Source organism: Photobacterium sp. DNB23_23_1 (assembly GCF_052873815.1).
The window spans coordinates 24,440-48,918 of record NZ_JBNNXT010000014.1; the positions used below are offsets into that span (position 1 = coordinate 24,440).

At 44.4% G+C, this 24,479-nt stretch carries 24 protein-coding genes; 14 read left to right on the top strand and 10 right to left on the bottom strand.

The genetic code is table 11. The features are described from left to right. Nucleotides 1–3 precede the first annotated feature (3 nt). Together ACVA53_RS10995 and ACVA53_RS11000 are read left to right on the top strand one after the other, a co-directional pair. Nucleotides 4–621: a DMSO/selenate family reductase complex B subunit gene (locus ACVA53_RS10995; protein ID WP_255044653.1), complete on the top strand. Its 618-nt coding sequence runs from the start codon at nucleotides 4–6 to the stop codon at nucleotides 619–621. Nucleotide 622: 1 nt separating this feature from the next. Further along, entirely contained in the window at nucleotides 623–1,468 is an 846-nt protein-coding gene (locus ACVA53_RS11000; RefSeq protein ID WP_446505110.1) for a dimethyl sulfoxide reductase anchor subunit family protein, read from the top strand. A 90-nt stretch (nucleotides 1,469–1,558) separates the two neighbouring features. Here ACVA53_RS11000 and ACVA53_RS11005 read toward each other — a convergent pair whose 3' ends face one another. Then, entirely contained in the window at nucleotides 1,559–3,553 is a 1,995-nt protein-coding gene (locus ACVA53_RS11005) for a TonB-dependent receptor domain-containing protein (protein WP_446505111.1), read from the bottom strand. 149 nt (nucleotides 3,554–3,702) lie between these two features. Then, nucleotides 3,703–4,626 (bottom strand): LysR family transcriptional regulator, encoded by a 924-nt coding sequence (locus tag ACVA53_RS11010; protein ID WP_446505112.1) that lies wholly within the window; start codon nucleotides 4,624–4,626, stop codon nucleotides 3,703–3,705. 317 nt (nucleotides 4,627–4,943) lie between these two features. Here ACVA53_RS11010 and ACVA53_RS11015 point away from each other — a divergent pair, with 317 nt between their 5' ends. The 4 genes from ACVA53_RS11015 to ACVA53_RS11030 are packed head-to-tail and all read left to right on the top strand — an operon-like array spanning nucleotide 4,944 to nucleotide 8,573. Then, on the top strand, nucleotides 4,944–5,867 hold the full coding sequence (locus ACVA53_RS11015) for a siderophore ABC transporter substrate-binding protein (protein ID WP_255044657.1): 924 nt from the start codon (nucleotides 4,944–4,946) through the stop codon (nucleotides 5,865–5,867). 38 nt (nucleotides 5,868–5,905) lie between these two features. Further along, entirely contained in the window at nucleotides 5,906–6,865 is a 960-nt protein-coding gene (locus ACVA53_RS11020) for an ABC transporter permease (protein WP_255044658.1), read from the top strand. Next, the gene (locus ACVA53_RS11025) at nucleotides 6,858–7,805 is read left to right on the top strand and encodes an iron chelate uptake ABC transporter family permease subunit (RefSeq protein ID WP_255044659.1); all 948 of its coding nucleotides are present in this window, start codon (nucleotides 6,858–6,860) and stop codon (nucleotides 7,803–7,805) included. The genes ACVA53_RS11020 and ACVA53_RS11025 overlap by 8 nt, the downstream gene beginning before the upstream one ends. Before the next feature lie 6 nt (nucleotides 7,806–7,811). Then, nucleotides 7,812–8,573, top strand: a complete 762-nt coding sequence (locus ACVA53_RS11030; protein ID WP_446505113.1) for an iron ABC transporter ATP-binding protein — start codon at nucleotides 7,812–7,814, stop codon at nucleotides 8,571–8,573. Between the two features lie 125 nt (nucleotides 8,574–8,698). Here ACVA53_RS11030 and ACVA53_RS11035 read toward each other — a convergent pair whose 3' ends face one another. From ACVA53_RS11035 to ACVA53_RS11060, 6 genes are all read right to left on the bottom strand, one after another. Then, on the bottom strand, nucleotides 8,699–9,517 hold the full coding sequence (locus ACVA53_RS11035) for a siderophore-interacting protein (protein ID WP_446505114.1): 819 nt from the start codon (nucleotides 9,515–9,517) through the stop codon (nucleotides 8,699–8,701). Nucleotides 9,518–9,827: 310 nt separating this feature from the next. Further along, nucleotides 9,828–10,151, bottom strand: coding sequence for a hypothetical protein (locus ACVA53_RS11040; RefSeq protein WP_446505115.1), 324 nt, complete (start codon nucleotides 10,149–10,151; stop codon nucleotides 9,828–9,830). Between the two features lie 476 nt (nucleotides 10,152–10,627). Then, the gene (locus tag ACVA53_RS11045) at nucleotides 10,628–12,367 is read right to left on the bottom strand and encodes a methyl-accepting chemotaxis protein (RefSeq protein ID WP_446505116.1); all 1,740 of its coding nucleotides are present in this window, start codon (nucleotides 12,365–12,367) and stop codon (nucleotides 10,628–10,630) included. A 181-nt stretch (nucleotides 12,368–12,548) separates the two neighbouring features. After that, complete coding sequence (gene uxuA / locus ACVA53_RS11050) at nucleotides 12,549–13,733, bottom strand: mannonate dehydratase (protein WP_446505117.1); 1,185 nt, start codon at nucleotides 13,731–13,733, stop codon at nucleotides 12,549–12,551. A gap of 146 nt (nucleotides 13,734–13,879) precedes the next feature. Further along, nucleotides 13,880–14,665 (bottom strand): FCD domain-containing protein, encoded by a 786-nt coding sequence (locus ACVA53_RS11055; protein WP_446505118.1) that lies wholly within the window; start codon nucleotides 14,663–14,665, stop codon nucleotides 13,880–13,882. A gap of 104 nt (nucleotides 14,666–14,769) precedes the next feature. Then, the gene (locus tag ACVA53_RS11060; protein ID WP_446505119.1) at nucleotides 14,770–15,753 is read right to left on the bottom strand and encodes a TRAP transporter substrate-binding protein; all 984 of its coding nucleotides are present in this window, start codon (nucleotides 15,751–15,753) and stop codon (nucleotides 14,770–14,772) included. A 301-nt stretch (nucleotides 15,754–16,054) separates the two neighbouring features. On the opposite strand from ACVA53_RS11060, the gene ACVA53_RS11065 reads away from it, so the two are divergent. From ACVA53_RS11065 to ACVA53_RS11100, 8 genes are all read left to right on the top strand, one after another. Beyond that, on the top strand, nucleotides 16,055–16,567 hold the full coding sequence (locus ACVA53_RS11065; RefSeq protein WP_446505120.1) for a TRAP transporter small permease: 513 nt from the start codon (nucleotides 16,055–16,057) through the stop codon (nucleotides 16,565–16,567). Nucleotides 16,568–16,591: 24 nt separating this feature from the next. Continuing rightward, complete coding sequence (locus tag ACVA53_RS11070; protein WP_446505121.1) at nucleotides 16,592–17,893, top strand: TRAP transporter large permease; 1,302 nt, start codon at nucleotides 16,592–16,594, stop codon at nucleotides 17,891–17,893. Nucleotides 17,894–17,959: 66 nt separating this feature from the next. Beyond that, nucleotides 17,960–19,423: a fructuronate reductase gene (locus ACVA53_RS11075; protein ID WP_446505122.1), complete on the top strand. Its 1,464-nt coding sequence runs from the start codon at nucleotides 17,960–17,962 to the stop codon at nucleotides 19,421–19,423. Between the two features lie 52 nt (nucleotides 19,424–19,475). Continuing rightward, nucleotides 19,476–20,900: a glucuronate isomerase gene (gene uxaC, locus ACVA53_RS11080; protein WP_446505123.1), complete on the top strand. Its 1,425-nt coding sequence runs from the start codon at nucleotides 19,476–19,478 to the stop codon at nucleotides 20,898–20,900. Beyond that, nucleotides 20,897–21,838 carry a sugar kinase gene (locus ACVA53_RS11085; RefSeq protein WP_446505124.1) on the top strand — a complete coding sequence of 314 codons (942 nt, stop codon included), beginning with the start codon at nucleotides 20,897–20,899 and terminating at the stop codon, nucleotides 21,836–21,838. Before uxaC ends, ACVA53_RS11085 begins: the two co-directional genes overlap by 4 nt. 37 nt (nucleotides 21,839–21,875) lie before the next feature. Further along, on the top strand, nucleotides 21,876–22,502 hold the full coding sequence (locus ACVA53_RS11090) for a bifunctional 4-hydroxy-2-oxoglutarate aldolase/2-dehydro-3-deoxy-phosphogluconate aldolase (protein ID WP_446505125.1): 627 nt from the start codon (nucleotides 21,876–21,878) through the stop codon (nucleotides 22,500–22,502). 79 nt (nucleotides 22,503–22,581) lie between these two features. Then, the gene (locus ACVA53_RS11095; protein ID WP_446505126.1) at nucleotides 22,582–23,223 is read left to right on the top strand and encodes a hypothetical protein; all 642 of its coding nucleotides are present in this window, start codon (nucleotides 22,582–22,584) and stop codon (nucleotides 23,221–23,223) included. A 26-nt stretch (nucleotides 23,224–23,249) separates the two neighbouring features. Next, nucleotides 23,250–23,750: a YgjV family protein gene (locus tag ACVA53_RS11100; RefSeq protein WP_446505127.1), complete on the top strand. Its 501-nt coding sequence runs from the start codon at nucleotides 23,250–23,252 to the stop codon at nucleotides 23,748–23,750. 59 nt (nucleotides 23,751–23,809) lie between these two features. On the opposite strand, the gene ACVA53_RS11105 is transcribed toward ACVA53_RS11100, so the two are convergent. Continuing rightward, the gene (locus ACVA53_RS11105; RefSeq protein ID WP_446505128.1) at nucleotides 23,810–24,049 is read right to left on the bottom strand and encodes a hypothetical protein; all 240 of its coding nucleotides are present in this window, start codon (nucleotides 24,047–24,049) and stop codon (nucleotides 23,810–23,812) included. A gap of 48 nt (nucleotides 24,050–24,097) precedes the next feature. Then, nucleotides 24,098–24,478, bottom strand: a complete 381-nt coding sequence (locus tag ACVA53_RS11110) for a hypothetical protein (RefSeq protein WP_446505129.1) — start codon at nucleotides 24,476–24,478, stop codon at nucleotides 24,098–24,100. Nucleotide 24,479: the final 1 nt, after the last annotated feature.

Consider the following 24,479-nt stretch of genomic DNA (forward strand, 5'->3'; position numbering starts at 1 on the left):
ACCATGAAACAATACGGTTTTTATATCGATTCAAGCAAATGCACCGGCTGTAAAACATGTCAGCTTTCGTGCAAAGATAACAAGGACTCAGACATCGGCGTTAACTACCGCCGCGTCTACGAATACACCGGTGGTAACTGGGTAAAAGAAGGTGAAACTTTCCGTCAGGACGTTTTCTCTTACTACCTATCTATTGCCTGTAACCATTGTGATGAGCCAGCTTGTGCCAAGGTGTGTCCATCGGGTGCTATGCACAAGCGTAAAGAAGATGGCCTTGTTGTGGTTGATACTGATACTTGTATCGGTTGTCAGTACTGTTCAATGGCTTGTCCTTACGGTGCACCACAGTACAACGCAGAGAAAGGTCACATGACCAAATGTGATGGCTGTTACGAGCGTGTAGGCCAAGGTCTAGATCCTATCTGTGTTGGCTCTTGCCCGCTTCGTGCTCTTGAGTTTGGTCCTATCGATGAGTTGCGTGCAAAGTACGGCACTAATGCTGATGTCGCACCGCTACCGTCGTCGTTAAAAACAAAACCAAACCTCGTCATCAAAGCAAACCGTCATGCCCGCCCTACTGGCGATCGTACCGGTTTCCTAGCAAACCCTAAGGAGGTATAAGATGGCTTGGCATGAATGGCCCCTGATCCTATTTACTGTATTGGCACAAACAGCTGTGGGTGCTTTCATCCTACTGGGTGCCGTGATCCTGAGCGGCAAGTTATGTATCGGTGTGAATGACCGTGTACATAAAGCTATGTTCTTCATCTGGGTGATCATGGGGATGGGCTTTATGGCTTCAACCATGCACCTAGGTAGCCCATTGCGTGCATTCAACGCACTCAACAATGTGGGTAGCTCCTGGCTATCCAATGAAATCTTCACCGGTAGCGCATTCTTCGCTCTGGGTGGTGGTTACTGGCTGCTAGAAATGCTGGATAAAGGCAATGAGAAGATCCGCAAGGCTTTACTTATTGCTGGCATGATGGTGGGTCTAAGCTTTATGTTCTCAATGACCAAACTGTACCTGCTAGACACAGTGCCTACGTGGAACACGGTGTACACACCAATCGCTTTCCTAAGCACCATGGTAGTATCTGGCCTGATCTTCGGTCACCTGCTACTAACCGGCGCTCAGCACAAAATGGTTAAGCTTGATCGCGTATTGCCATACGTGGGTGCAGTTGCCATTGTGATTAGCCTCGTTGCTCTAGTTAGCCAACTGATTGGTCTTGCTGACATTCAAACATCGGTGATTACAGCTGCAGAGCTAATCCCGAACATGGCTCAGCTACAGATTATCCGTATCAGCCTTCTACTGGCTGCGCTAGCGGTATGGTTTATCCCTAACCTAATGAACAGCCGTCCGGGTGTACCCGTAATGGTGGTTAGCTTTGGTTTGGTGCTGCTATCAGAATTGGTTGGCCGCGGTATCTTCTACGGCCTGCACATGACAGTGGGTATTTAACACTCAATAACAAGTTTCAACGAAACAAAACGGGAGCCTTTTAAAGGCTCCCGTTTTTCTATCTTTCACTGAATATTATGCGTTATAACATTAGAAATTAGCTGTCATACCCAAGTACCAGCTACGTGGTTCAATGGAGTAGCTACGACGGGTCACTTCAAAATCATCAAACTGCTCATCAGTAATATTGCGCACACCGGCACGTAGACGCCAATCGCTGTTGATCAGGTAGTTCATACCTAGGTCAGCAGTTGTGAAGCTTGGACGGTATAAATCACTACCAGAATCAATCAGGGCTTCGCCTGTGTAGTTAACGCGTAGGAAGGTATCAACGTAATCAGTCGCGTACCAAGTAGCACGTACATTCGCTTGATGGTCTGGGCGGTCTTCAAGTGCTTTACCCGTTGATTTATCTTCAGTATCCAGATACGTATAGGCACCGTTAAGCTGGATTGACTCAGTCACGTTATAGTGAGCGGTCAATTCAAGACCTTGAGTCATTGCTTTGTTGATATTCTTGTAAGTGTAAATATCACGACCATCCGGTGAGGTATCCACAACATTATCACGGTCTTGATCAATCAAGTTTTTGATATCATTACGGAATAAGCCGGCTTCAATACTCCAAAGCGCCTCGTTGTAGATAGCAGACACTTCGTAGCTAACGCTGGTTTCTGGATCAAGATCTGGGTTACCAACAACCTGGCAATCACCTTTACAGCTGTTAATGACGTTTTCTTCTGATGTTTGCAGTAGAGTTGGTGCATTAAATGCCGAACCCACACCACCTTTCAACGTTAGCTTATCCGTTACTGTATTAACCAAGTAAGCACGCGGGCTCCAGTGGCTACCGTATGATTCATGAAAATCGAGGCGAGTACCGTATGTCAGTGTATAAGCGTCATTAATTTCCCACTGATCTTGTACAAACAGTGCCTGCTCATGAACATCGGCCTTACCGGTTTCTGTTAGGCTCTCAGGGTTATCAAGCTCTGAATAGCTCCACTCACCACCAAAGGTCAGCGTGTGGCTGCCAAAATAGGTTGTACCATGGCCATAAACTTGCTGGTTTGTTTCATCGATATCAGACACACCGGTGTCGACTTCCGCTGCATCAACACTCGATACCGCATCACGGTTATAGCGAAGTTGCGCTTCACCCCAATCGAACATACCGTTGTAGGTTAGCGCTTGCATATCACGTTTTACACGTGAGTCAGAGTCAGTAAGGCCGACTGTTGACTCAATCATACCGTCACGTTCATCGTCGGTATAAGAAAAATCAAACGCGATATCATGCATATCATTGATATACCAAAGAAGATTACCGCTTACCGCAAGGGTTTCGCGTTCTTCAAGTGTTGTCGCTTGCGAGCGATCATATTCACCGTTTGAACCTTCTGCCTGACCAGAGAAAGCGCTGTAAGCATCACGCTGTGTTTGGCTAACAGCAAACGACATATACAGTTCATCATCAATCAGCGCACCAGAAGTGTTAAACCCAGCAGAGTATTGACCACCGTTGTCATCATCACGGTAGCTGTAATCGCCACTGATCTGTGAATTCCACTCATTGGTCGGTTGCTTTGTAATAACGTTGATCACCCCACCCAATGCCTCAGAACCATACAGTGCTGACATCGGGCCACGAATGACTTCTACACGCTCAATGCTTTCTTTTGGAATCGCAGACAAATCAAAGTCGTTACCGCGGAAGATAGCATTTGAAGAGCTAAGCTTACGACCATCCACCAAAATCATAGTAAATTTAGGATTCAGACCGCGAATCGAGATCATTTCACGCCCAGCTCGGCCACCGTCCATTTGACTTTCAACACCAGCAATGTTTTGCACCAAATCATTCAATGCCAAGCTTGGCTCTGAAAGAATGTCTTCTTCCGTAACCACTGAAATCGATGCTGGCGCCTTCGCTAACGTTGTCTCCGTGCGAGTTGCAGTAACAACCATTTGCTCATCTGTTTTCTCTTCTTGAAGATCGAACTCTGCATACACAGGAGCAGATAAAAACACAGAAGCAACAGCCAATGCCAAGGGCTTGCGAATGAAGTGGGAGCTGGTAAACATAAATGTCCTTATAGAACTATAAAGCCAAACAAAATGATAATGATTCGCATTAGATATCTTATTTGGATAAATAGCAATACAAGTTCCATTCTTAATATGAATTGTGACTATTCATATTAAGAATACCCATTCAGGAACGCATTCACCTTTCAACTTATATACAACTGCTTGATTACCTCGCGAACCCACATGCACAAGTCATCATTGTGATATCGCTTATGCCAATACAAATAAACATCTTGATAGGGAGACCTCAGTCCTTCAGGTACAGGACGCGCCACTAAGTTACGGCTAACACAGGCTTCTTCGGCAAAAGGGGTTGGTAAGTGGAAAATCACGTCTGAGTGTTCAGCCATGGCAGGAGCGACGTTGAAGTTAGTCAGCATCAATGGCGTAGAAACAGGCTTACTCCTATCGCTCAAACCAAGATCTCTAAAGCGTTGCTCAATGGATAAGTTTCTGTCTCCATGTAATGAAATCTGACCAAACTGGCATTCAGCCAACTTTTCCGGAGTCAGATCCTGCTCTGCTAAGGGATGATCAGCACTCATCAATAACCTGAAATCTCGCGACGCAATAAAGCTACGATAGATATTTTGCTCTGATGAAGGAGGCTGTTGAGTTGAGAGAACAAAGTGGACATCACCGGCGATTAAGGCGTCAAAGTGTCGCTTAGGTACGGTATCTAGCTCGAGTGTCAATAACGGCGCATGCTCTCTGAGGTATTGGAAAACTTTCGGTAGTAACCAATTCACCTGTGGAACCAAACCGAAGACTTTCAATGACTTTTGGCATGTTTTTGGATCAAACTTTTGATTGTGCACCAACCTCTCCAAAGAAGCCAGCATAGCACTGAGTTCGGCCTTTACCGACTCCGCTTTTGGCGTCAACTCATAGCCATGACTAACTCGGACTAGAAGCTCATCTTTAAACAGCGCTCGACACTTTTGCAGCGAGCGACTTACAGATGGCTGACTGATATTCAACGCCTGCGCAGTATTTGAAACGTGCTTTCGCTCTAGAAGATGTTTCAGAACGATAAGATGACTGATATCTATTTGGCATAAATTCATAGTTTATTTGATGTTCTTGTTTTTAATTAATTGCTGTTTTTTTAAGCTTAGATGGCTGAGATAGCCACCCAAATGCACTTTGCGAATACAAGAAGAATACACATTCAAAATATGAATAACCACTATTCATTGACAACACACAGTGAAGCACCTTAAATGTGCTACAAATAACATTCCGAGCGATAGAGTGTAAGTAAACATTAATATTGCTATCCTTTATGCCTCTTTCATGAGTAATATCAATAAAAACAATTCTCATTTGTGATTAGATTGCATTTATCAGCTTTTAATCAGCTCTAAGATTTACAAGGTTCGTTATGACTCGCTTTACTACTGCGCTAAAATCAGCACTTCTTATGGGTGCAATGGCAATCAATTTACCAGCATTGGCAGAATCCGTTACTGTTCAACACACATTAGGCACGACGACCATTGAAAACACACCGCAACGTGTTGTTGTTGTTGGTGGCCACGGCAGTCTTGATACTCTAAACCGACTTGGTATTGAGCCTGTTGGTGCGGTAACTAGAATGCTGCCAGAATACCTTGCTGATTACAGTGAAAAAGCCACCTCAATCGGCAGCATGAAAGAAGCGAATTTCGAGCAGATTTTCACCCTGAACCCTGATGTGATCATCGCGGAAGGTCGTGCAGCAGACGCGTACCCAACGCTATCTCAAATCGCTCCAACTGTTATGCACGTCGTCGAGAACGGTAACTACTGGGAAGACACCAAGAAAAACTGGCGTATGCTGGGCAAAGTCTTTAACAAAGAAGCAGAAGCTGAGCAACTGATTGCTGAAACAGAAGCGCAATTCGCTGAAGTACGCGAGCAAGTACAAGAGCAAGGCCTGAAAACACTGGCCGTTATGAACAACGGTAATAACGTTTCAATGTTTGGTGAAGCCAGCCGTTTCTCTGTGCTGTTTGACGAATTTGGCTTTGCGCCAGCCCGCACTTCTGATACCCAAAACCCTCATGGGAATCTAATCTCATTTGAATTCATCGCTGATGCAGCGCCTGATGTACTATTCGTCCTTGACCGTGAAAACGCTATTGGCCAAAGCTCTGGTAAAGCGCAGCAGCTATTTGATAACCCGCTGATCAAGAGCACCCCTGCTTATAAGAACAACCGCATTGTCTACCTAAACTCAAGCGCATGGTACCTGACAATCGCAGGGGTTAATGCAACAGAAATCATGATTGATGATGCTCGAAAAGCAGTAACATCTACTCAATAACAACCTATCAGCCCGGCAATAGCCGGGCATAAATACTCATGCATAATAAAAAATTACTCTGGGCGGTTATCGCCCTTTTCCCTCTAGCAGCGTTTTCACTCTTTATTGGTGTTGCCAATATTAGTTTTGATAGCTTGCTAGCCGGCGATGAACATACCCTATCCATTCTTCTTGGCAGCCGTCTGCCTCGCCTACTTGCTATTTGTCTAGCCGGTGCGGGACTAAGTGTCGCAGGTTTGATCATGCAGCAAGTCTGCCAAAACCGCTTCGCTGCCCCTTCGACTACGGGTACGATTGATTGTGCAATGTTGGGATACGTTCTCGGTATTGTCTTTTTTGCCGGTGCCAACCGCTGGGTTAGTCTAGGGGTTATCCTTACCTTCTCGTTAGTTGGTACCCTATTATTCGTTCAGTTTTTACAACGACTACAGTTTAAGAATGCTGTCTTGGTACCTCTGATCGGTATTATGTACGGCAATGTCATCTCAGCAATGACGACGTTTATCGCCTACCGATATGATCTTGTTCAAACCATGTCGGCCTGGACGGTTGCCAACTTTGCCTCTGTTCTTCAAGGCAACTACGAATTCCTCTACCTTGCCCTACCGGCTTGTTTGATCGCCTACTACTACGCCAGCCAGTTTAGTGCTGCCAGTGTTGGTGAAAGCTTTGCTAAAAATATTGGTTTAGATTTCCAAAAGATCGTTTTCATTGGCGTGTTGATAGTAGCAATCCTTGCATCGACCGTCGTTATGATCGTTGGTGTCATTCCGTTTCTGGGGTTAATCATTCCAAACTTAGTCGCTATTTTCATGGGCGATAACATGCGCCGTAACCTGCCTTGGACAGCCTACTGGGGCGTAGTGATGGTATTAACGTGCGATATCCTAGGTCGCTTGATTATCTTCCCTTATGAAATGCCAATTTCGATGATCATCAGTATCTTCGGTGGTGCGGTATTTATTGCTCTTGTACTGAAGGATAAATCCAATGCGTGACAGTGTTAAAGTCTCCCTACTCGCGGTATTGGGGTTACTCATTACTGTCTACTTTATTGGTCAGGGTCTTAATGCCCAGAATTACCAGTTTTTCCTATCGTTAAGACTCCCTAAAGTCATGGCCATTGTTCTGGCCGCTATTGCGATTTCAACGTCGTCACTGGTATTTCAGACCATTACCAACAACCGAATTTTAACGCCTTCTATCCTTGGCTTCGATTCGCTCTACGTAATGATTCAGGTCATCATCATCGTGATGTTCGGTAGTATGAGCGTGTGGTTTGCTGATGCGAAAGTTAACTTTCTGATCACGACTCTAACGATGAGCGTTTTCTCCATGGTACTGTTCAGCCTGTATTTCCGTCGGGCCAATAGCAATGTCTTCACTCTGCTACTCATTGGTATCGTCTGTGGCAGTCTGTTTAGCAGTATTTCCAACTTCTTTACCATGATCCTCGACCCTAACGAGTTTGCCAACTTGCAGAACACCATGTTTGCCAGCTTTAATAACGTCAATGCCGATCTGGTGTACTGGTCGACTATTCCGCTGGGGATCTGTATCGCTATCTTGTATTCCCTTGCCCATAAACTGGATGTGTTCTGGCTGGGTACGGACAATGCCAAAAGCTTAGGCGTAGATACTCACAAGGTCACGATGCAGGTAATGATGGTGATCACCGTAATGGTGGCAATATCAACAGCCTTAGTGGGGCCTGTACTGTTCTTCGGCTTAATCGTCGTTAGCCTGACTCGCCAACTATTTCGTAGCTACCACCATAGCTTCCTAATGCTGGCAGCCAGCACAATGTCTGTTGTACTGCTGGTTGGTGGTCAATGGATGATTGAAAAAGTCTTTGCTTTCGATACCACTATCAGCGTCATCATCAACTTTGTTGGCGGTAGTTACTTCCTTTATCTTCTAATGCGTAACAAGTTTTGATTTATCATGATTAAATTAACTGGACTCTCAAAAAAATATAACAACACCTTGGTGGTTAACGAGGCGAGCGCGCTGTTCCCATTAGGAGAAGTAACCTCAATTATCGGCCCGAATGGCGCGGGTAAAAGTACCCTACTTTCGATGGCTAGCCGACTGACCGAAAGTGATGCAGGTGAAGTATTGATCGCCGGAAAACCGCTATCACAGTGGGATACCCAAGAGCTGTCTAAACGTTTAGCCGTGTTGCGTCAGTCGAACAACATCAATATGCGCTTTACTATTCGTGAACTGGTTGCCTTTGGTCGCTTCCCGCACAGCAAGGGCCGCTTAACCGATGAAGATAACCGCGTTATTGACGAAGCGCTTGAGCACCTTGATATCACTGATATTCAAGATAAATTCTTGGATCAACTGAGTGGTGGTCAACGCCAAATGGCCTTCATCGCGATGGTAGTGGCGCAAGATACTGACTATATCTTCCTTGATGAACCGCTGAATAACTTGGATATCAAGCACTCTGTTGAGATTATGCAGACTATCCGCCAGCTTGCCCATAAGATGAATAAAGCCGTCGTTATCGTGATCCACGATATCAACTTCGCATCGTGCTATTCCGACAATATTGTCGCAATGCGAAAAGGTGAAGTGATCAAAAGCGGTAAAGTTGATGACGTTATCCAGCAGTCAATCATGGAAGATATCTACAACATTCCATTCAAGATCCAAGAGGTCGATGGCAGCCGGATTTGTATGTATTACGGCAGCTGATGAACAATATTTAACAAGATATAAAATACATAAAACTATTATTCATCCAATAATATAAAAGCAACAAAAAGCCCTGATAGTTTATATATCAGGGCTGTTTATTCACAACTTGTATTGTGATTACGTTATTTTTCTTTAAGAGTTTGTGCTTCCAACGCCATGCTGTCTTCACGCTTCAGCACTTTGTGACCGTCTTCTGTCACACCTTTTTTCCAATAGCTGCTGAAATAACACATTTTGCGGTCAACACCTTTCTCAGAAGTAATGTAACTGCGAACAGCACGCATCTCGCTAAATTCGCAGGCACACCATACAGCAAGGTCGCTGCAATCTAAGTCTAACGCTTTGACGGAATCAGATAACAAACCTCCACCACTGATGTTAACAACTAACGTCACCCCAGTCGGAAGGTTTAATGCTTGTACGTCCGCTTCGGCCGTCACATCAAGAACAACAAAACCCTCAGCAGTTTCAGGTAATAATGCTAACTTGCCCTGTAACGCTGTTTGAGCCGTCATATCTGCTACCAACAAAAAACGTTCTGCATCAACAGGCATTGCTTGAATTGGGCGAGGGCCTACCAACGAGATAGTGTCACCGGCTTGCGCTTTGAGCGCCCAGCGGGATGCGTAACCACCAATCTCAGGTGTCATATCACCATCAACTCCAGCCAGTTCATGTTTGGCAACATCAATCGTGATTGTGCCTGCTTCATCCCTAGTTCCGGCTTGATAGCCTGAAACTGTAAAGGTGCGCATCATCGGTCTTTGCCCCTCAGGCAGCGCACTGATATCTGTACTGCCATCAGCAGTGAAAAGGAACTTCACATATTGCCCGACACTCTCTTGAGAAAAGTGTTGGCTCCCTTCACCGCCAAGCGTTAAACGGATCATGTTTGGGGTGATCAGCTCGTTACCCACGACAGAAAGTTGTTTTGGGCTCATCTTTGGACTCATCGCCTGGGCCATGTAATACTCCACGAAAAAAGTGATAATAATATTGATTATCACTTATAATTTTATATTACTTCAACTTATAATTCGCCTCTATGGCATTTAATTAGGTATTGGTGACAGTAAATCGCTTACCATTGGTGACAGAATTATGGGAAAGGGAAGATTTTAGTGGGTATAATGCGAGAAGAAAGCCAACGGGTATACCTCGCTGGCTTTTTTAAGAGTTTAATGTCTAGCATGAAATATGCGTTATAAACAAAAATGCTACTCTTCAATAAACTCGAGTTTTAAGGCTGACTTAGTTTTTATACATTGAAATTGTAGACTTGATATCACCCGATGCACCCAGTGTACGGCGGTTTAACACCCCTAGGTCCCAACCTTTACCCGCCGGAATGTATTCCCAACGGTTTATCTTAATATCTTTGTCGTCACAAACGTCTGACGATTCTAAATCATCACTATCGCACCAACGAATAGTGCTGTTCAACTGTGCAAGAGTCGCCTTACTCTCATGGCCTTCACCATTCGTAGTAAACCACCAGTAATCCATAGCGGCAAGATCAGCATAAGAGACAGTTTCATCTAGCTCTTCCAGCTCACAGTCGCTAGAAAATTCCATACCTTTAACCACAACACCATCGCTGTTGAATTCATACGTTGACTCTGCAACCGAATCACAACCAAGACGTGTTGCTACGGCCTTCCAAGTTCCAGTAAAGTCGACATATCGCTCAGATTCAGGGCCATCAACTAAATAAGTAAAGCTGATACTTTCAGACTGACGACCAACATAGTACCCGTTTAAGTTCGTACGGTTTTTAACTTCGGTGTAAACGCCAGTTGTTCGATCATAACTCGCGGATAAAATGTCCTTCCTTAGTTCTGAACCAGGCTCTTCATCCTCTTGTCACAAAATGACAGTGACAAAAGGGAAACAAACATAAGACATTGATTTACAGACCAAAAGCAAAGGATGGATAACATTATTTAAAATTAATGATAAATAAATGATGTAAAAAATAAGCCCTATGCTAGGCATAAAGCTTATTATTTCGTAATGAGTTAGATTTACCTCAAAGAAACCCGCTTCATTTCTTATTGAAGTTTAAAATTACCTACCATGCCATTCAGTTGGCTGTTCGTTACAGCGAGTTGCTCGCTACTTGCAACAGTATCTTCAGCGTTATTATTTAACTCGCGGATCATGTCATGAATTGCAATCATGTTCTGATTCACCTCTTCAGTTACCACACTTTGTTCTTTAGCTGATTCAGCTATTTGAGCAGTCAATTCATTAATTTGATAAATAGATCCCGTCATGACATCTAATGAGCTCATCACATTTGCGGTATGTTCAACCGTTTGAGCACAACTCCCCTTGGTGGTATCCATAGATTGCACCACGGTAGATGTTGCCTTACGAAGATCAGATAGCATCGCATCAATTTCCGAAGTACTTTGTTGGGTTCTTGCGGCTAACGCGCGGACTTCATCAGCAACAACCGCAAAACCTCGGCCTTGCTCACCTGCTCTTGCAGCTTCAATCGCAGCATTTAAAGCCAATAAATTGGTTTGATCGGCAATTTCGCCAATCACATGCAGTACCCTATCTATTTTTTCGAAATCATTGCTCATTGTTTGAATGGAAGAGGACATACAATCCACTTCTTCAGCCAATGCATTAACACTGGATGAGGCCACACGAACAACCTCTTTTGACTTTTCAGCTTCAATATTGGTTTGCAAAGTAAACTCGGAAGCCTGTACACCACTTTGAGCAACAGAATCGGCAGTTGCACTCATTTCGTTAATCGCAGTAACCACTTTTTCCGTTTCTTGGGTATGTTGGTTTAGTAGTAACTTATTTGACTCAGCTTTGGCTTTAAGCGCTACAACCTCCCTTTCTATCTCATTACTCGACTGTGCGACCTCTTTCATCATTCGTTGAAGGTTTTCAATAAAGCCATTAATACCCGACGCTATCTTGCCCAAATCATCGTTACTGTACACATCTAACCGCTGCGTCAAATCTGCATCGCCACGCGACAGGCCAACAATGATGCTTCTCAATGCACTAAGGTGCTTGAAAATGGTATTGATAAAAAGAATGCTCAAAGGGATTGAAATCAATGCCACCAGCACGAGCGCCATGGTGATACTACTACTCAATGCATTGGTATTTTGCTGAATGTAGCCCCGATCAATATAGCCGGTCAGGGTCCATTGACTATCACCAACATCAAACTGATTAGTATAAGGGATGAGATCACCATCAATCCGGTTACTGAACAACAAAGTACCTTTGTTATCCGTCAAATCAAAGTAGCTTCCTTCAACCGAAGACTGAGAAAGTAACTGTTGAGTATTTCTTAAATCGAGATAAAAGATATCACCACCGTTACTGCTAGGTACAGTAATTGAGATTAAAGGAATATCATTTTGATAGAAAATATCACTAACTGTTGTACCGTTTGCTTTTTTTATCAAATCTATATATCGGCTTGCTTCTGTTTCATCATCAATACGACCTTTATCTGTGATAACAAAATCAGAAATAACCTTCGCAGCTGAATAAAATCCAGCACGTTCCGTCACCTCTTGGACGCTTGTTATATCCAAACTAATATTTTCAGAAATCAAGACTTTATTTATAATGTCATCATACAGCTTATCTTTCACTAAGCTAATTTGAGCATTGATACTCTGGGCATCACTGTCAAAAATATAACGGCTAAGGTAATAATTGACGCTAAAGAATGAGGTGATCACCGTTGCTATTAAAATAGCTATCAAAGTGGTAATAATTTTAACTTTAAATGATAGTTTATTTGCCATATGTAATCCCTTTGTGGCAAGTGTTGGATACGAGAAATAACCCATAGAAAAATGGGTGAGAAACAGCATACATGGAGAACAAAAAAATAAATGTCAGCTTGATCGAGAAACAAAAAAAGGCCCGATAATCGGGCCAAAGGTTGGTAAGTATACTCAATTTACATGGGTATAAAAGGACTATCTATTTTTTGAAGAATGCACGCTTGAGCGCCATTTCTAGGCCGCGTACTTCCGCAAGACCTTTCAAGCGGCCAATAGCCGAATAACCTGGATTTGTCTTTTTCTTGAGGTCATCCAGCATCTGATGGCCATGATCTGGTCGCATCGGGATCAAACGGGTAATGCCAGCTTCATCACGACGTTGTTCTTCTTCCAAAATGGCCATAACGACATTGTACATGTCGACATCACCATCTAGGTGGGCCGCTTCATGGAAGCTCATTTGATTATCTTCACGTTGCGTCGAACGTAGGTGTGTAAAGTAAATACGATCACCGTGTTGCTTGATCATGTTAACCAAATCATTATCACCGCGGACACCGTACGAGCCAGTACACATGGTAATACCATTATTTTGGCTTGGTACTTCAGACGTCAACCAATTGATATCTTCAATCGTAGACACGATTCGTGGCAGACCAAGAATTGGGCGCGGTGGATCGTCAGGGTGAACCGCCATCTTCAATCCGTTTGCATCACAGATAGGCATTAGCTCACTCAGGAAATGCTTCATATGCTGGCGTAACATATCTTTATCTATGCCAGCATAACGGTCTAACTGAACTTGGAATTCTTCCAGGGTGTAACCTTCTTCAGCACCAGGAAGGCCAGCAATAATATTACCGGTTAACTTGGCAATATCAGCGTCAGACATATTATTATAATAGTCTTGAGCTTGTGCTTGCTCTTCTGCTGAATAATCGTTTTCAGCACCTGGACGCTTAAGAATATGTAATTCAAATGCAGCAAAGGCAATTTGATCAAAACGCAGTGCTTTAGAACCATCTGCCATTTCAAATTCTAAATCGGTACGAGTCCAATCTAAAACGGGCATAAAGTTATAACAAACCGTATCAATACCGCATTCAGCAAGATTACGTAATGTTTGTTTGTAATTATCAATCCATTGTTGGTAGTTACCTGTTTGCGTTTTAATTTCTTCGTGTACAGGCACGCTTTCAACAACAGACCAAGTTAATCCTTTCGCTTCAATAATCTCTTTACGCTTAAGGATTTCTTCTTTTGTCCACACTTCACCATTTGGAATGTGGTGTAATGCGTTGACTATACCTGTTGCACCAGCCTGACGAATATCATCAAGAGAAACAGGATCATTAGGGCCATACCAGCGCCAGGTTTGTTCCATGACAATCACCTTTTTACAGACATACTTAACCCGCTTGAACATTTTCAATGTTAAGTATTTTTGACTTTAAAATAACAGCTAAGAATTAACTGTCAGAAAATTGAGGCCAATATATATTGGCCTGCACCATTAATTATTATTGATGTTTATTCACCACCAAGGAGAACAACCGGATTTGAGCTAAATAAATAGCCATCAAAATTCGGATCATCAATATCAGAAAGTTCTAATAAGCGTTGCTTTACATTTTCAAGGTGTTGCCACATGGCATTCTTAGCCGCAATAGGATCTTTACGCTGCATGGCAGCCAGGATCTTAGCGTGATCTTCCAACCACTCTTCACGATAAGCCGTGTCATTGATATGAGTGTGAAGCTTTTTCCACATAGGGCTTTGCTCACGACGCTCCCAAGAATGCTTTAGCATATCAACCAGCACTGAATTCTGAGTCGCTTCTGCGATACAAAGATGGAACTGCTCGTCACCTGTGCAGTTCACAGAACCACATGCGATTTCATTTCGTTCCAATTCAAGTGCAGTGCGCATTTTGACAATATCACTGAGTGTCACTTGAGTAGCAGCAAATTCAGCAATGTTACTTTCCAGCAACTGTCGAGCTTGCAGCATTTCAAACGGGCCTGCATCATCACTGATTACATTCTCACGACCGTTAGAGTGATTAGGAATATTCAGTACATATACTCCTGATCCTTTCTTTACCTCAACAAGATTTTCCAACTCGAGCATAATAATCGCTTCACGCACAACCGTACGGCTGACATTAAGTCTTTCTGCAATATCACGCTCTGGTGGTAAACGATCCCCTACTTGGTAATGGCCGTCTCTAAGTTCTTGTCTTAGTACCAACCCTAACTCTTGATAAGGGCGTTTGGGTTCAAAAGGCATCATGATGATATTTTCACTATTTTCCATTGCACTATTACGCCATCATAATGACCAAATATAATTGGTCAACCTCTTTATCAAAAAATGTGGCAACACCATGTTATTACACTTATTTTATTTTCTTTCGGGTCTTATTGAACAGCTTGGATGCGCTCAACAATTTCATTCAGCTCAGGGTCTGATGTTTCTAGTGCATCATACATTGGCTGTACTGCCTCGACGAACGCAGTTTTATTAGGCTGAACAAATGTTACGCCTAGTTTTTCAGCATTTGCACGCTCTTCAGCTTCTGACTCAGCCCAAAGCTTCTTCATTAGCTCCATCGAGTTCATTGATGCTGTTTTCAGTGCTTCACGGTGCTCTTCAGAAAGGCCATCATACGCTTTCGTAGAAATAACCAATACATCCGGCACCATGGTGTGCTCGTCCAGGCTGAAGTACTTAGAAACTTCGCCATGACGGCTCAAACTAAATGATGGAATGTTATTTTCAGCTGCATCAACAACACCTTGCTGAAGGGCAGTATATAGCTCACCGTATGCTAGCGGTGTCGGGCTACCACCCAATGCGTTAACCATAGCAATGGCAGAAGGGCTAGGCTGAACACGAATCTTCATGCCTTTCAGATCTTCAGGCGTATTGATTGGCTTAGACGTATAGAAACTACGTGCACCGGCATCATAGTAAGTCACACCAACAAAACCACTGTCACGTGAAGACGCTAGGATCTCTTCACCAACTTCACCTTCCTTAACATTGTAGTAGTGTGATTTATCACGGAAAAGGTATGGAAGGTTAAAGGCAGCATAAGCTGGGGCAAATGCTTCTAGCTCAGCAGCATTGGTTTTCACCATTTCTAGTGCACCGTTTTGCATCAGCTCCATTGACTCACGCTGGGTACCAAGCTGCGCATCTGGGTAGATACGGATACGCACTTCACCATCAGTAAGAGCACGTACTTCTTTTGCCATCGCATCCATTGCTTGGTGTACCGCATGGTCACGTGGGTGGTTATGGCTTAGCTTTAGTGTTGTTGCAGCGTATGCAGAAGCTGTTGCACCAAAAGTTAATGCTGCGCCGATTACTGCTGTTAACACATTTTTGCGTGTCATCATTATTGTTATCTCCGTGAGATTGGTAATCCATTTATGTAGGGTATGTTTGTTTACGGGGTCAATATTGTCGCCAAATGGACAAACCGTCAAACCTAAAAAGCCAATTGGTTGACCTATATCACAATAATCACCCTAGAATTGGTTAACCAATACAAATGTGATGCTCCTCACATGACTTTCTAGCGCCCTTCCCTATAATTTCAGCCAGAAATGACCGTGTCTATGCATAGAACTTATTAATGTTTTCTTACATTGGTTAACCAAACCATAGAACACGAATCCCCATTGAAAGGAACTAAAGATGAACAAATTGGTTGGTTATATAAACAGAGGGTTAGCGATGTTTACAGTATCGCTGTCTTCTTTCTTGGTTTTCTGTGTAATTTGGCAGGTAATTTCACGCTACGTCATTGGTAAACCAAGTACTGTTACTGACGAACTCGCTCGCTATTTATTTATGTGGGTCGCCTTAATCGGTGCAGCCTACACCACAGGTCAAAAACGTCACCTCGCTATCGATCTTCTCACAATGAAATTAAGTGGTAAGCGAAAGTTAATCAACGAAATTGTTATCCAGCTTGCAATTGCCGCTTTTGCTTTCATCGTTTTGGTTTACGGCGGCACAAACCTAGCGCTAAAAACACTGTCAACGGGACAGGTAACCCCAGCGCTAGGCCTAGAAATGGGCTACATCTATTTCTGCTTGCCAATTAGTGGCGCGCTGATGATCTTCTACTCAGCCGTTTTCGGTTTTGAAAAACTATCACAACTGCTCTCTGGCGATATCCCAGCCCCTGAAGCCCAACAGAATTAATTAAATATATAAAGGATTACCACTATGGAATGGCAAGTCATTCTCACACTCTTTGGTAGCTTTGCAGTTCTCCTTACTTTGGGGATCCCTGTTTCTTTTGCTATCGGTTTATCGTCGCTTGCAACAATCATGATGAGCTTACCGCTCGAACCAGCAATAGCCGTTGTGGCACAGCGTATGGCTGCGGGCCTGGATAACTTTGCACTGCTGGCTATCCCATTCTTCATTCTTGCCGGTAATATCATGAACCAAGGCGGTATTGCTATCCGCCTAATCAACTTCGCCAAAGTATTAGGTGGCCGACTGCCAGGTTCACTGGCACACGTAAACGTGATGGCAAACATGATGTTTGGTTCAATTTCTGGCTCGGCTGTAGCATCTGCAGCTGCTGTTGGTGGCACCATGTCACCGCTACAGAAGAAAGATGGTTACGATGAACACTTCTCGGCGGCGGTTAACATTACCTCTTGCCCAACAGGCCTGTTGATCCCACCAAGTAATACACTAATCGTATTCTCACTGGTTTCTGGTGGTACATCGATTGCGGCTCTTTTCTTGGGTGGTTACATTCCAGGGATCATCATGGGTCTTAGCTTGATGTGTGTCGCAGGTTTTATTGCTAAACGCCGCGGCTACCCACTGGCACCCAAACCAACCTTTGCTCAAGTGTGGGACACACTACTAAAAGCTCTGCCTTCTTTGATGCTGATCGTTATCATTATGGGCGGTATTATTGGTGGTATTTTCACGGCAACAGAAGCATCAGCCATTGCGGTTGTCTATACCTTCGTACTCGCCGTATTGATTTACCGTGAAGTAAAATTCAGCCAATTACCGAAAATCATTCTGGAATCGGCAGTAACGACCTCGATTGTATTGCTGCTGGTCGGTGCTTCAATGGGTATGTCTTGGGCGATGGCCAATGCCGATATCCCTTATATGATTGCCGATGCCCTACTGGCTGTCTCTGAGAACCCACTGGTTATCCTGCTGATCATCAACTTAATCCTATTGATTGTTGGTATCTTCATGGATATGACACCAGCGGTGCTTATCTTTACACCAATCTTCCTACCCATCGCCCTAGACCTAGGTATCGATCCGGTTCACTTCGGTATCATGATGACCTTCAACTTAGCGATAGGTATCTGTACACCGCCGGTAGGTAGTGCACTGTTTATCGGTTGTTCGGTGGCCAAAGTCTCCATCGATAAGATTATCAAGCCACTACTGCCATTTTATGCCGCACTGATTGCCGCGCTACTGGCTGTAACCTTTATTCCTCAGTTAAGCCTATTCCTACCAGGCCTAGTGCTAGGTTACTAATCAAGCATTTCTACTTCCCCAATTAAATATTCCGCCAGCATGGCTGGCGGAATCAAGGACAAGACAATGGATAATATCGCTAACAGCAATGTAAACTCACACGTCATTCGCCCTAACTATGACCGTTCAACCCTTAAGAGCCGCATCGTTCACCTTGGCTTTGGTGCCTTTCATCGTGCCCACCAAGCATTGTTTACCAGCGAAATGCTAGAAAAAACCGGTAGCAACTGGGGTATTTGTGAGGTCAACCTCTTCGGTGGCGAAGAGTTAATTACTCAACTTCGCGAGCAAGAACACCTTTATACCGTGGCAGAAAAAGGGGCAAGTGAAACCGTCGTCAAAATGATCGGCTCAGTCACTGAATCATTGCACCCAAGCTTAGATGGCCAGCGAGCTGTACTTGAAAAAATGGCAGAAGAGCAAGTTGCCATTGTTTCAATGACGATTACAGAAAAAGGCTACTGCGCCGATCCGGCAACCGGCCGCTTAGATAAAAACAATGGCCTGATCAAAGCCGACCTAGAGAATCCTCGCGAGCCTAAATCTGCAATTGGCTATATCGTTGAAGCACTGCGTATCCGCCGTGAACTTGGCCTTAAGCCATTTACCGTGATGTCTTGTGATAACGTACAAGAAAATGGCCATGTCGCCCGTGCTAGCGTTTTGGATTTTGCTAACTTGATTGACCAAGAATTGGCAGGATGGATCGAAGCCAATGTCACCTTCCCATGTACTATGGTTGACCGCATCGTTCCGGCTGCAACACCAGAAACACTGGCCGAGATTACTGACCTCGTTGGCGTGGCAGATCCATGCGGTATTGCATGCGAACCGTTCCGCCAGTGGGTGATCGAAGATAACTTCGTGAATGGCCGCCCTGAGTGGGATGTTGTTGGTGCAGAGTTTGTTGCAGATGTCGTACCTTTTGAGGAAATGAAACTGCGCATGCTAAACGGCAGCCACTCGTTTCTTGCTTACTTAGGCTACATGGGCGGCTACCAACACATTTCAGACACCATGACCAACGAAAGCTACCGCAAAGCCGCTTTCGACATGATGATGAAAGCACAAGCGCCTACCCTAACCATGCCTGAGGGCACGGATCTTGAAGCTTACGCTAAGCTGCTTATCGAGCGTTTTACCAACCCAAGCCTGAAACACCAAACATGGCAAATCGCGATGGATGGTAGCCAGAAAATCCCTCAGCGTATGGGCGGTTCACTGCGCCATCACCTTGAACATGGGACTGATTACAAATGGTTAGCAATGGGGATTGCTGGCTGGATGACCTACATCAGTGGTGTGGATGAAAAAGCCAACCCAATTGATGTCCGCGACCCTATGGTTGACCAATTCAAAGCTATCTATCAAGAGCACGGAATGAATATCTCTGTGGTCAAAGCTATTTTAGGTCTCGAGGCTATTTTCGGCACGGACTTAATTGAAAACACTGAATTTGTTGACGCTGTCACCAAGGCTTACCAACTGATCATTACCAAAGGCGCTCGTGCCGCCGTTGCTTCCCTATAACCCTTTTTAATATTGGGCGACATGTTCGCCCAATGTTTTTCTGGAGCCCAAAATGAAAAACTTCCTTTGCGATGACTTCCTACTTTCCAATGAAATTGCGCGTGTGCTCTACCATGATTACGCCAAAGACATGCCAATTTATGACTACCACTGCCACCTAAACCCGCAGGAAGTGGCAGAGAACCGCCGCTTCGATAATATCGGCCAAATGTGGCTGGAAGGTGATCACTACAAATGGCGTGGTATGCGTGCAGCCGGTATCCCAGAAGCCTTAATTACAGGCAAAGCAACCTCTGATTTCGATAAATACATGGCATGGGCTAAAACCGTTCCTCAAACACTAGGCAACCCACTTTACCACTGGACCCACCTTGAACTTCGCCGCCCATTTGGTATCACCGGTAAACTGTTTGGCCCTGAGACAGCCGAAGGTATTTGGCACGAATGTAATGAAATGCTAGCTAGCCCAGAATTTTCAGCTCGCGGCATTATGAAGCAGATGAATGTGGTCATGGCAGGCACCACCGATGATCCTATCCACTCGTTAGAACACCATAAAGCCATTGCCAACGATGAAAGCTGTGACATCGAAGTCGCCCCAAGCTGGCGACCAGATCGTGCATTCAAAATCGAGCTAGATGGCTTTGCAGAATATATGCAGCTTTTAGGCGAAACCGCTGATATCGAAATTTCCTCTTTTGCTGACTTACTGGCAGCCCTTGATCGCCGCCTGGATCACTTCGCAGCGCACGGTTGTCGCGCAGCAGACCACGGCATCGAAATCGTACGCTACGGCAAAGTCCCGTCAGAATCAGCACTGAACACTATGATCACTCGCCGTCTGGGTGGCGAAGTACTTTCTGAAGAAGAAGTCGATCAATTCAGCACTGCGGTGCAAGTCTGGCTTGGCAAGCAATACGCTAAGCGTGGTTGGGTGATGCAGCTACACATTGGTGCCCAACGTAACAACAGCACCCGTATGTTTAACCTACTTGGCGCTGATGCCGGTTTTGATTCGATAGGTGACCGTCCGTTTGCTTTCCAGCTGGCCTCTCTTCTGGATGACATGGATTTCAGCAATGAGCTGCCAAAAACAATTATTTACTGCCTGAACCCGCGCGACAATGAAATGATGGCAACCATGATCGGTAACTTCCAAGGCGGTGGTATTGCCGGCAAAGTACAGTTCGGCTCTGGTTGGTGGTTCAACGACCAGAAAGACGGTATGCAACGCCAAATGGAGCAATTGTCGCAGCTTGGCCTACTAAGCCAGTTCGTCGGTATGCTGACCGACTCACGCAGCTTCCTTTCGTACACCCGCCATGAGTATTTCCGCCGTATTCTGTGCAACATGATTGGCCAATGGGTGGAAAATGGCGAAGTCCCTAACGACATCAACATGCTCGGCAAGATGGTACAGGATATCTGCTTCGGCAACGCCAAACGCTACTTCACCCTTCCTGGAGAGCAAGCATGAAACGCATAGCCCTTATCGGCGAGTGCATGATCGAACTCAATGGCGCACCCTTTGGTGATATGCAGCAGACATATGGTGGCGATTCGCTAAATACCGCCGTCTATCTGGCGCGTACCGCAGGCCAAACCGCTCACATTGAGTATGTCTCCGCCCTTGGTAACGATGCGATTAGCGAAGGTATGTTACAGCGCTGGCGAAGCGAAGGGGTAGGCACTGAGTTGGTATTACAAGACGGCTCTCGCCAACCGGGCCTGTATCTGATCCAATTAGACGAAAAGGGCGAGCGTACCTTCTTATATTGGCGCAACCAGTCTGCGGCCCGTTATATGATGCAGCATCCTGAATTTGCCCGTGTTGCTGAGCAACTAACAAAAATGGATATGGTTTACCTGAGCGGAATAAGCGTCGCTATTTTACCTCACGAAGACCGCCAGCAGCTTATTGATCTACTTGGCCAACTTGCAAACTCAGGAGTCGAGATACTCTTCGACTCCAACTACCGCCCTGCTCTATGGGATTCAGCTGAGCAAGCCCGTGAATGTTATCGCCAAATATTTGCCGTTACGTCACTGGCACTGGTTACCAACGACGATGAAGCCAACTTGTGGGGTGATATCAGCGAAGAGGCGACTCTGGAAAGGCTGAAATCTGCTGGAGTTAAAAAAGCCGTTGTGAAAATGGGCGCCAAAGGAAATTACTTTGAGGATTTCACTACGCAAACGCGCACGTTTGTCGCGACAACACCAGTGAAAGAGGTCATAGATACAACATCAGCAGGTGATTCATTCAATGCCGGTTTCATGGCGGGCTTACTCCAGGGAAAATCACCGGTGGCATGTTCCGAGCAAGGCCATCAACTGGCTGGCACGGTGATCCAGCATAAAGGCGCGATTATCCCAGTTAAAGCAATGGCACACATTCAGTTTTTCAACGAATGACCCACTCTACAGAGCAAGAACAAAGGAAGACTCAACAATGAGCACAACAGCACAGCAACTAGCGCAAATTAAAGTCATTCCAGTGATCGCTATTGATCGCGCGGAAGATATTATTCCATTGGGTAAAGCACTGGCTGAAAATGGCCTACCAGCAGCAGAGATCACTTTCCGCTCCGATGCAGCAGTTGAAGCCATTCGCCTATTACGGGAAGCTCAGCCTGATATGCTGATTGGCGCAGGTACCGTTTTGAATCGCGAGCAAGCCATTGCCGCCAAGGAAGCCGGTGCGACGTTTGTGGTTTCTCCTGGCTTCAACCCGAGTACGGTTAAAGCCTGCCAAGAGTTGGGCATTGATATCGTTCCAGGCGTTAATAACCCTAGTGCGGTTGAAGCCGCAATTGAAATGGGTATAACAACCTTGAAGTTCTTCCCAGCAGAAGCTTCTGGCGGTATCAATATGGTTAAATCACTCCTTGGCCCATACACGCAAATCCAGTTCATGCCAACGGGTGGTGTAAATACCAAGAATGTTAAAGACTACCTTGCCATTGACCGCGTCTTTGCTTGTGGTGGTACATGGATGGTTGATAAAAAGATGATCAATGAAGGCCGCTGGGATGAAATCGGTCGCCTGGCTCGTGAAGCTGCCGATCTTGTCGCATAATCATCAATCACGTTTGATTGCCAAGGCTTCCCTAGGGAAGCCTTTCTTTTACCAACACTTCGGCCAAGGATTGTACTCAATGAAAATAGCTTTTCTTTACACGTTAGAAGCCAATAAAGCGCTGTTCTATCCTTATATCGAACAGTACCTTACCAATGAAAAAGTGACGATTAGCCATCACGTCAACGAACAATTGCTACAAAAAGCGATGAAAAATGGCCTAACCGATACGATTATTCAGCTTGTTCAAGCAACTATCCGTGAAATTAATGATACCGGTGCTGATATTATCATCTGTACCTGCTCAACTATCGGTGACGCCGCAGAGCAAACACCCAATATCCATTCTCAAGTTATTCGTGTCGACCGCCCAATGGCAGAGAAAGCGGTATCTGCTGACAAAGTTCATGTCCTCGCCGCGCTCGAAAGTACCCTATTACCGACACTTGCGCTGTTAGAAGAATGCGCCCAACAGCAAGGAACATCGCCTGATTTTTCTTATGCGGTCATTCCCGGCGCTTGGCCTTATTACGCCAAGGGGGATTCAGCTTCGTATGCTAAAGCCATCGCAGACTATGTGGATCAGGAGGTCGGTAATTTCGATACCATAGTACTTGCCCAAGCCTCAATGGCGCCAGCACTTGCCTATATCAACAATCCACCAGCTCCAGTTCTGTCCAGCCCTGAACTGTGTTGCCAATATATAGCCAAATTGATCTAATCAAATTATTACTCGAGAGGTGAGTTATGTTAGAACTTGATTTTGCCCAAAGTATCGGTCTTATAGCTTTTCTTGTCGGCGCTTCGGCTTTTTTACATCAAAATGGTAATCGCTTTCGCCTACACCTGACAATTTTCCAAGTCGTTTTATGTAGCCATTTCATTTTAATGGGGGCATTTACCGCTGCGTTTGGTTGTGGCATTAGTGCTCTGAGAAGCTTTGCTTCAACCAAAACCAATTCACACAACGTCATGTGGTTTTTTATTAGCTTACTTTGGTTAATGGGATTGCCAAGCCTACAGAATAGTTACGAACTCCTAACGATATTTGGTGCCTCTGTTGCTACATGGGGATTGTTCAGGGTTGACGGCGTTAAACTTAGATTTCTGATCTTATTTAATTCATTCTGCTGGTTAACGAATAATTTACTATTAGGTTCTATTGGTGGCACATTAATGGAGTCAACATTCATCATTGTTAATATTTACACAATCACTAGCATGGTAAAAAAAGCAAACGTCGCATAATAAAACACCAAGCATTAGCTTGGTGTTTCAACGACATGATATAGATAATAAATATTTATCTATTGCCTGCTACCTCTTCTAATATTAAAATTATTTACTTTATTACTGTTTACAATTTCATATGAAGACTGCAGTTTATTCATTTGATATTTTTTTCTTAGTGAGAAGTTATCTAACTGTTGATTAGTCATTTTTTTCTGACTGGAAACTATCGATGCCAAAGACAGAAAGCCTTCCCCCTCTAACGCACGAGAGAAAGCTCTATAAGCACGATTGTCTACTCGTTCCCATTTTTTCATAGTGTAGATTTATATAATTTTATAACGTGTAAGTTTTTACCATGAATACTATATCGCAATTAGCGAACCATTGTTATGCTTCATATTAGGTATTAATGCTAATTTATCTGCAGACATTTTTTTACCATCCGGTAGTTGAATATGATTAACCATCCAGACTACACAGCCTTCATTTAAGTTAAAAAGGCTTCTTACTTGTGTATAGAGTACACCGTCGTTAAATTCATCTGATACGGGAAACACCTTACCCTGCCATGCCCCTAGTACATTTTCCTGACGAACAGGCAAATCAAGGTAAAGTAATTCAGGCTCAACGTCTTTAATGACTTTCATACAAAGGCGGGTCTCAGTTTCACTCTGCTTTTCTACCCACAAACGATGAGGGATATCACAATCATTCCACTCTAGTGCATTCATATAAACGTTCATA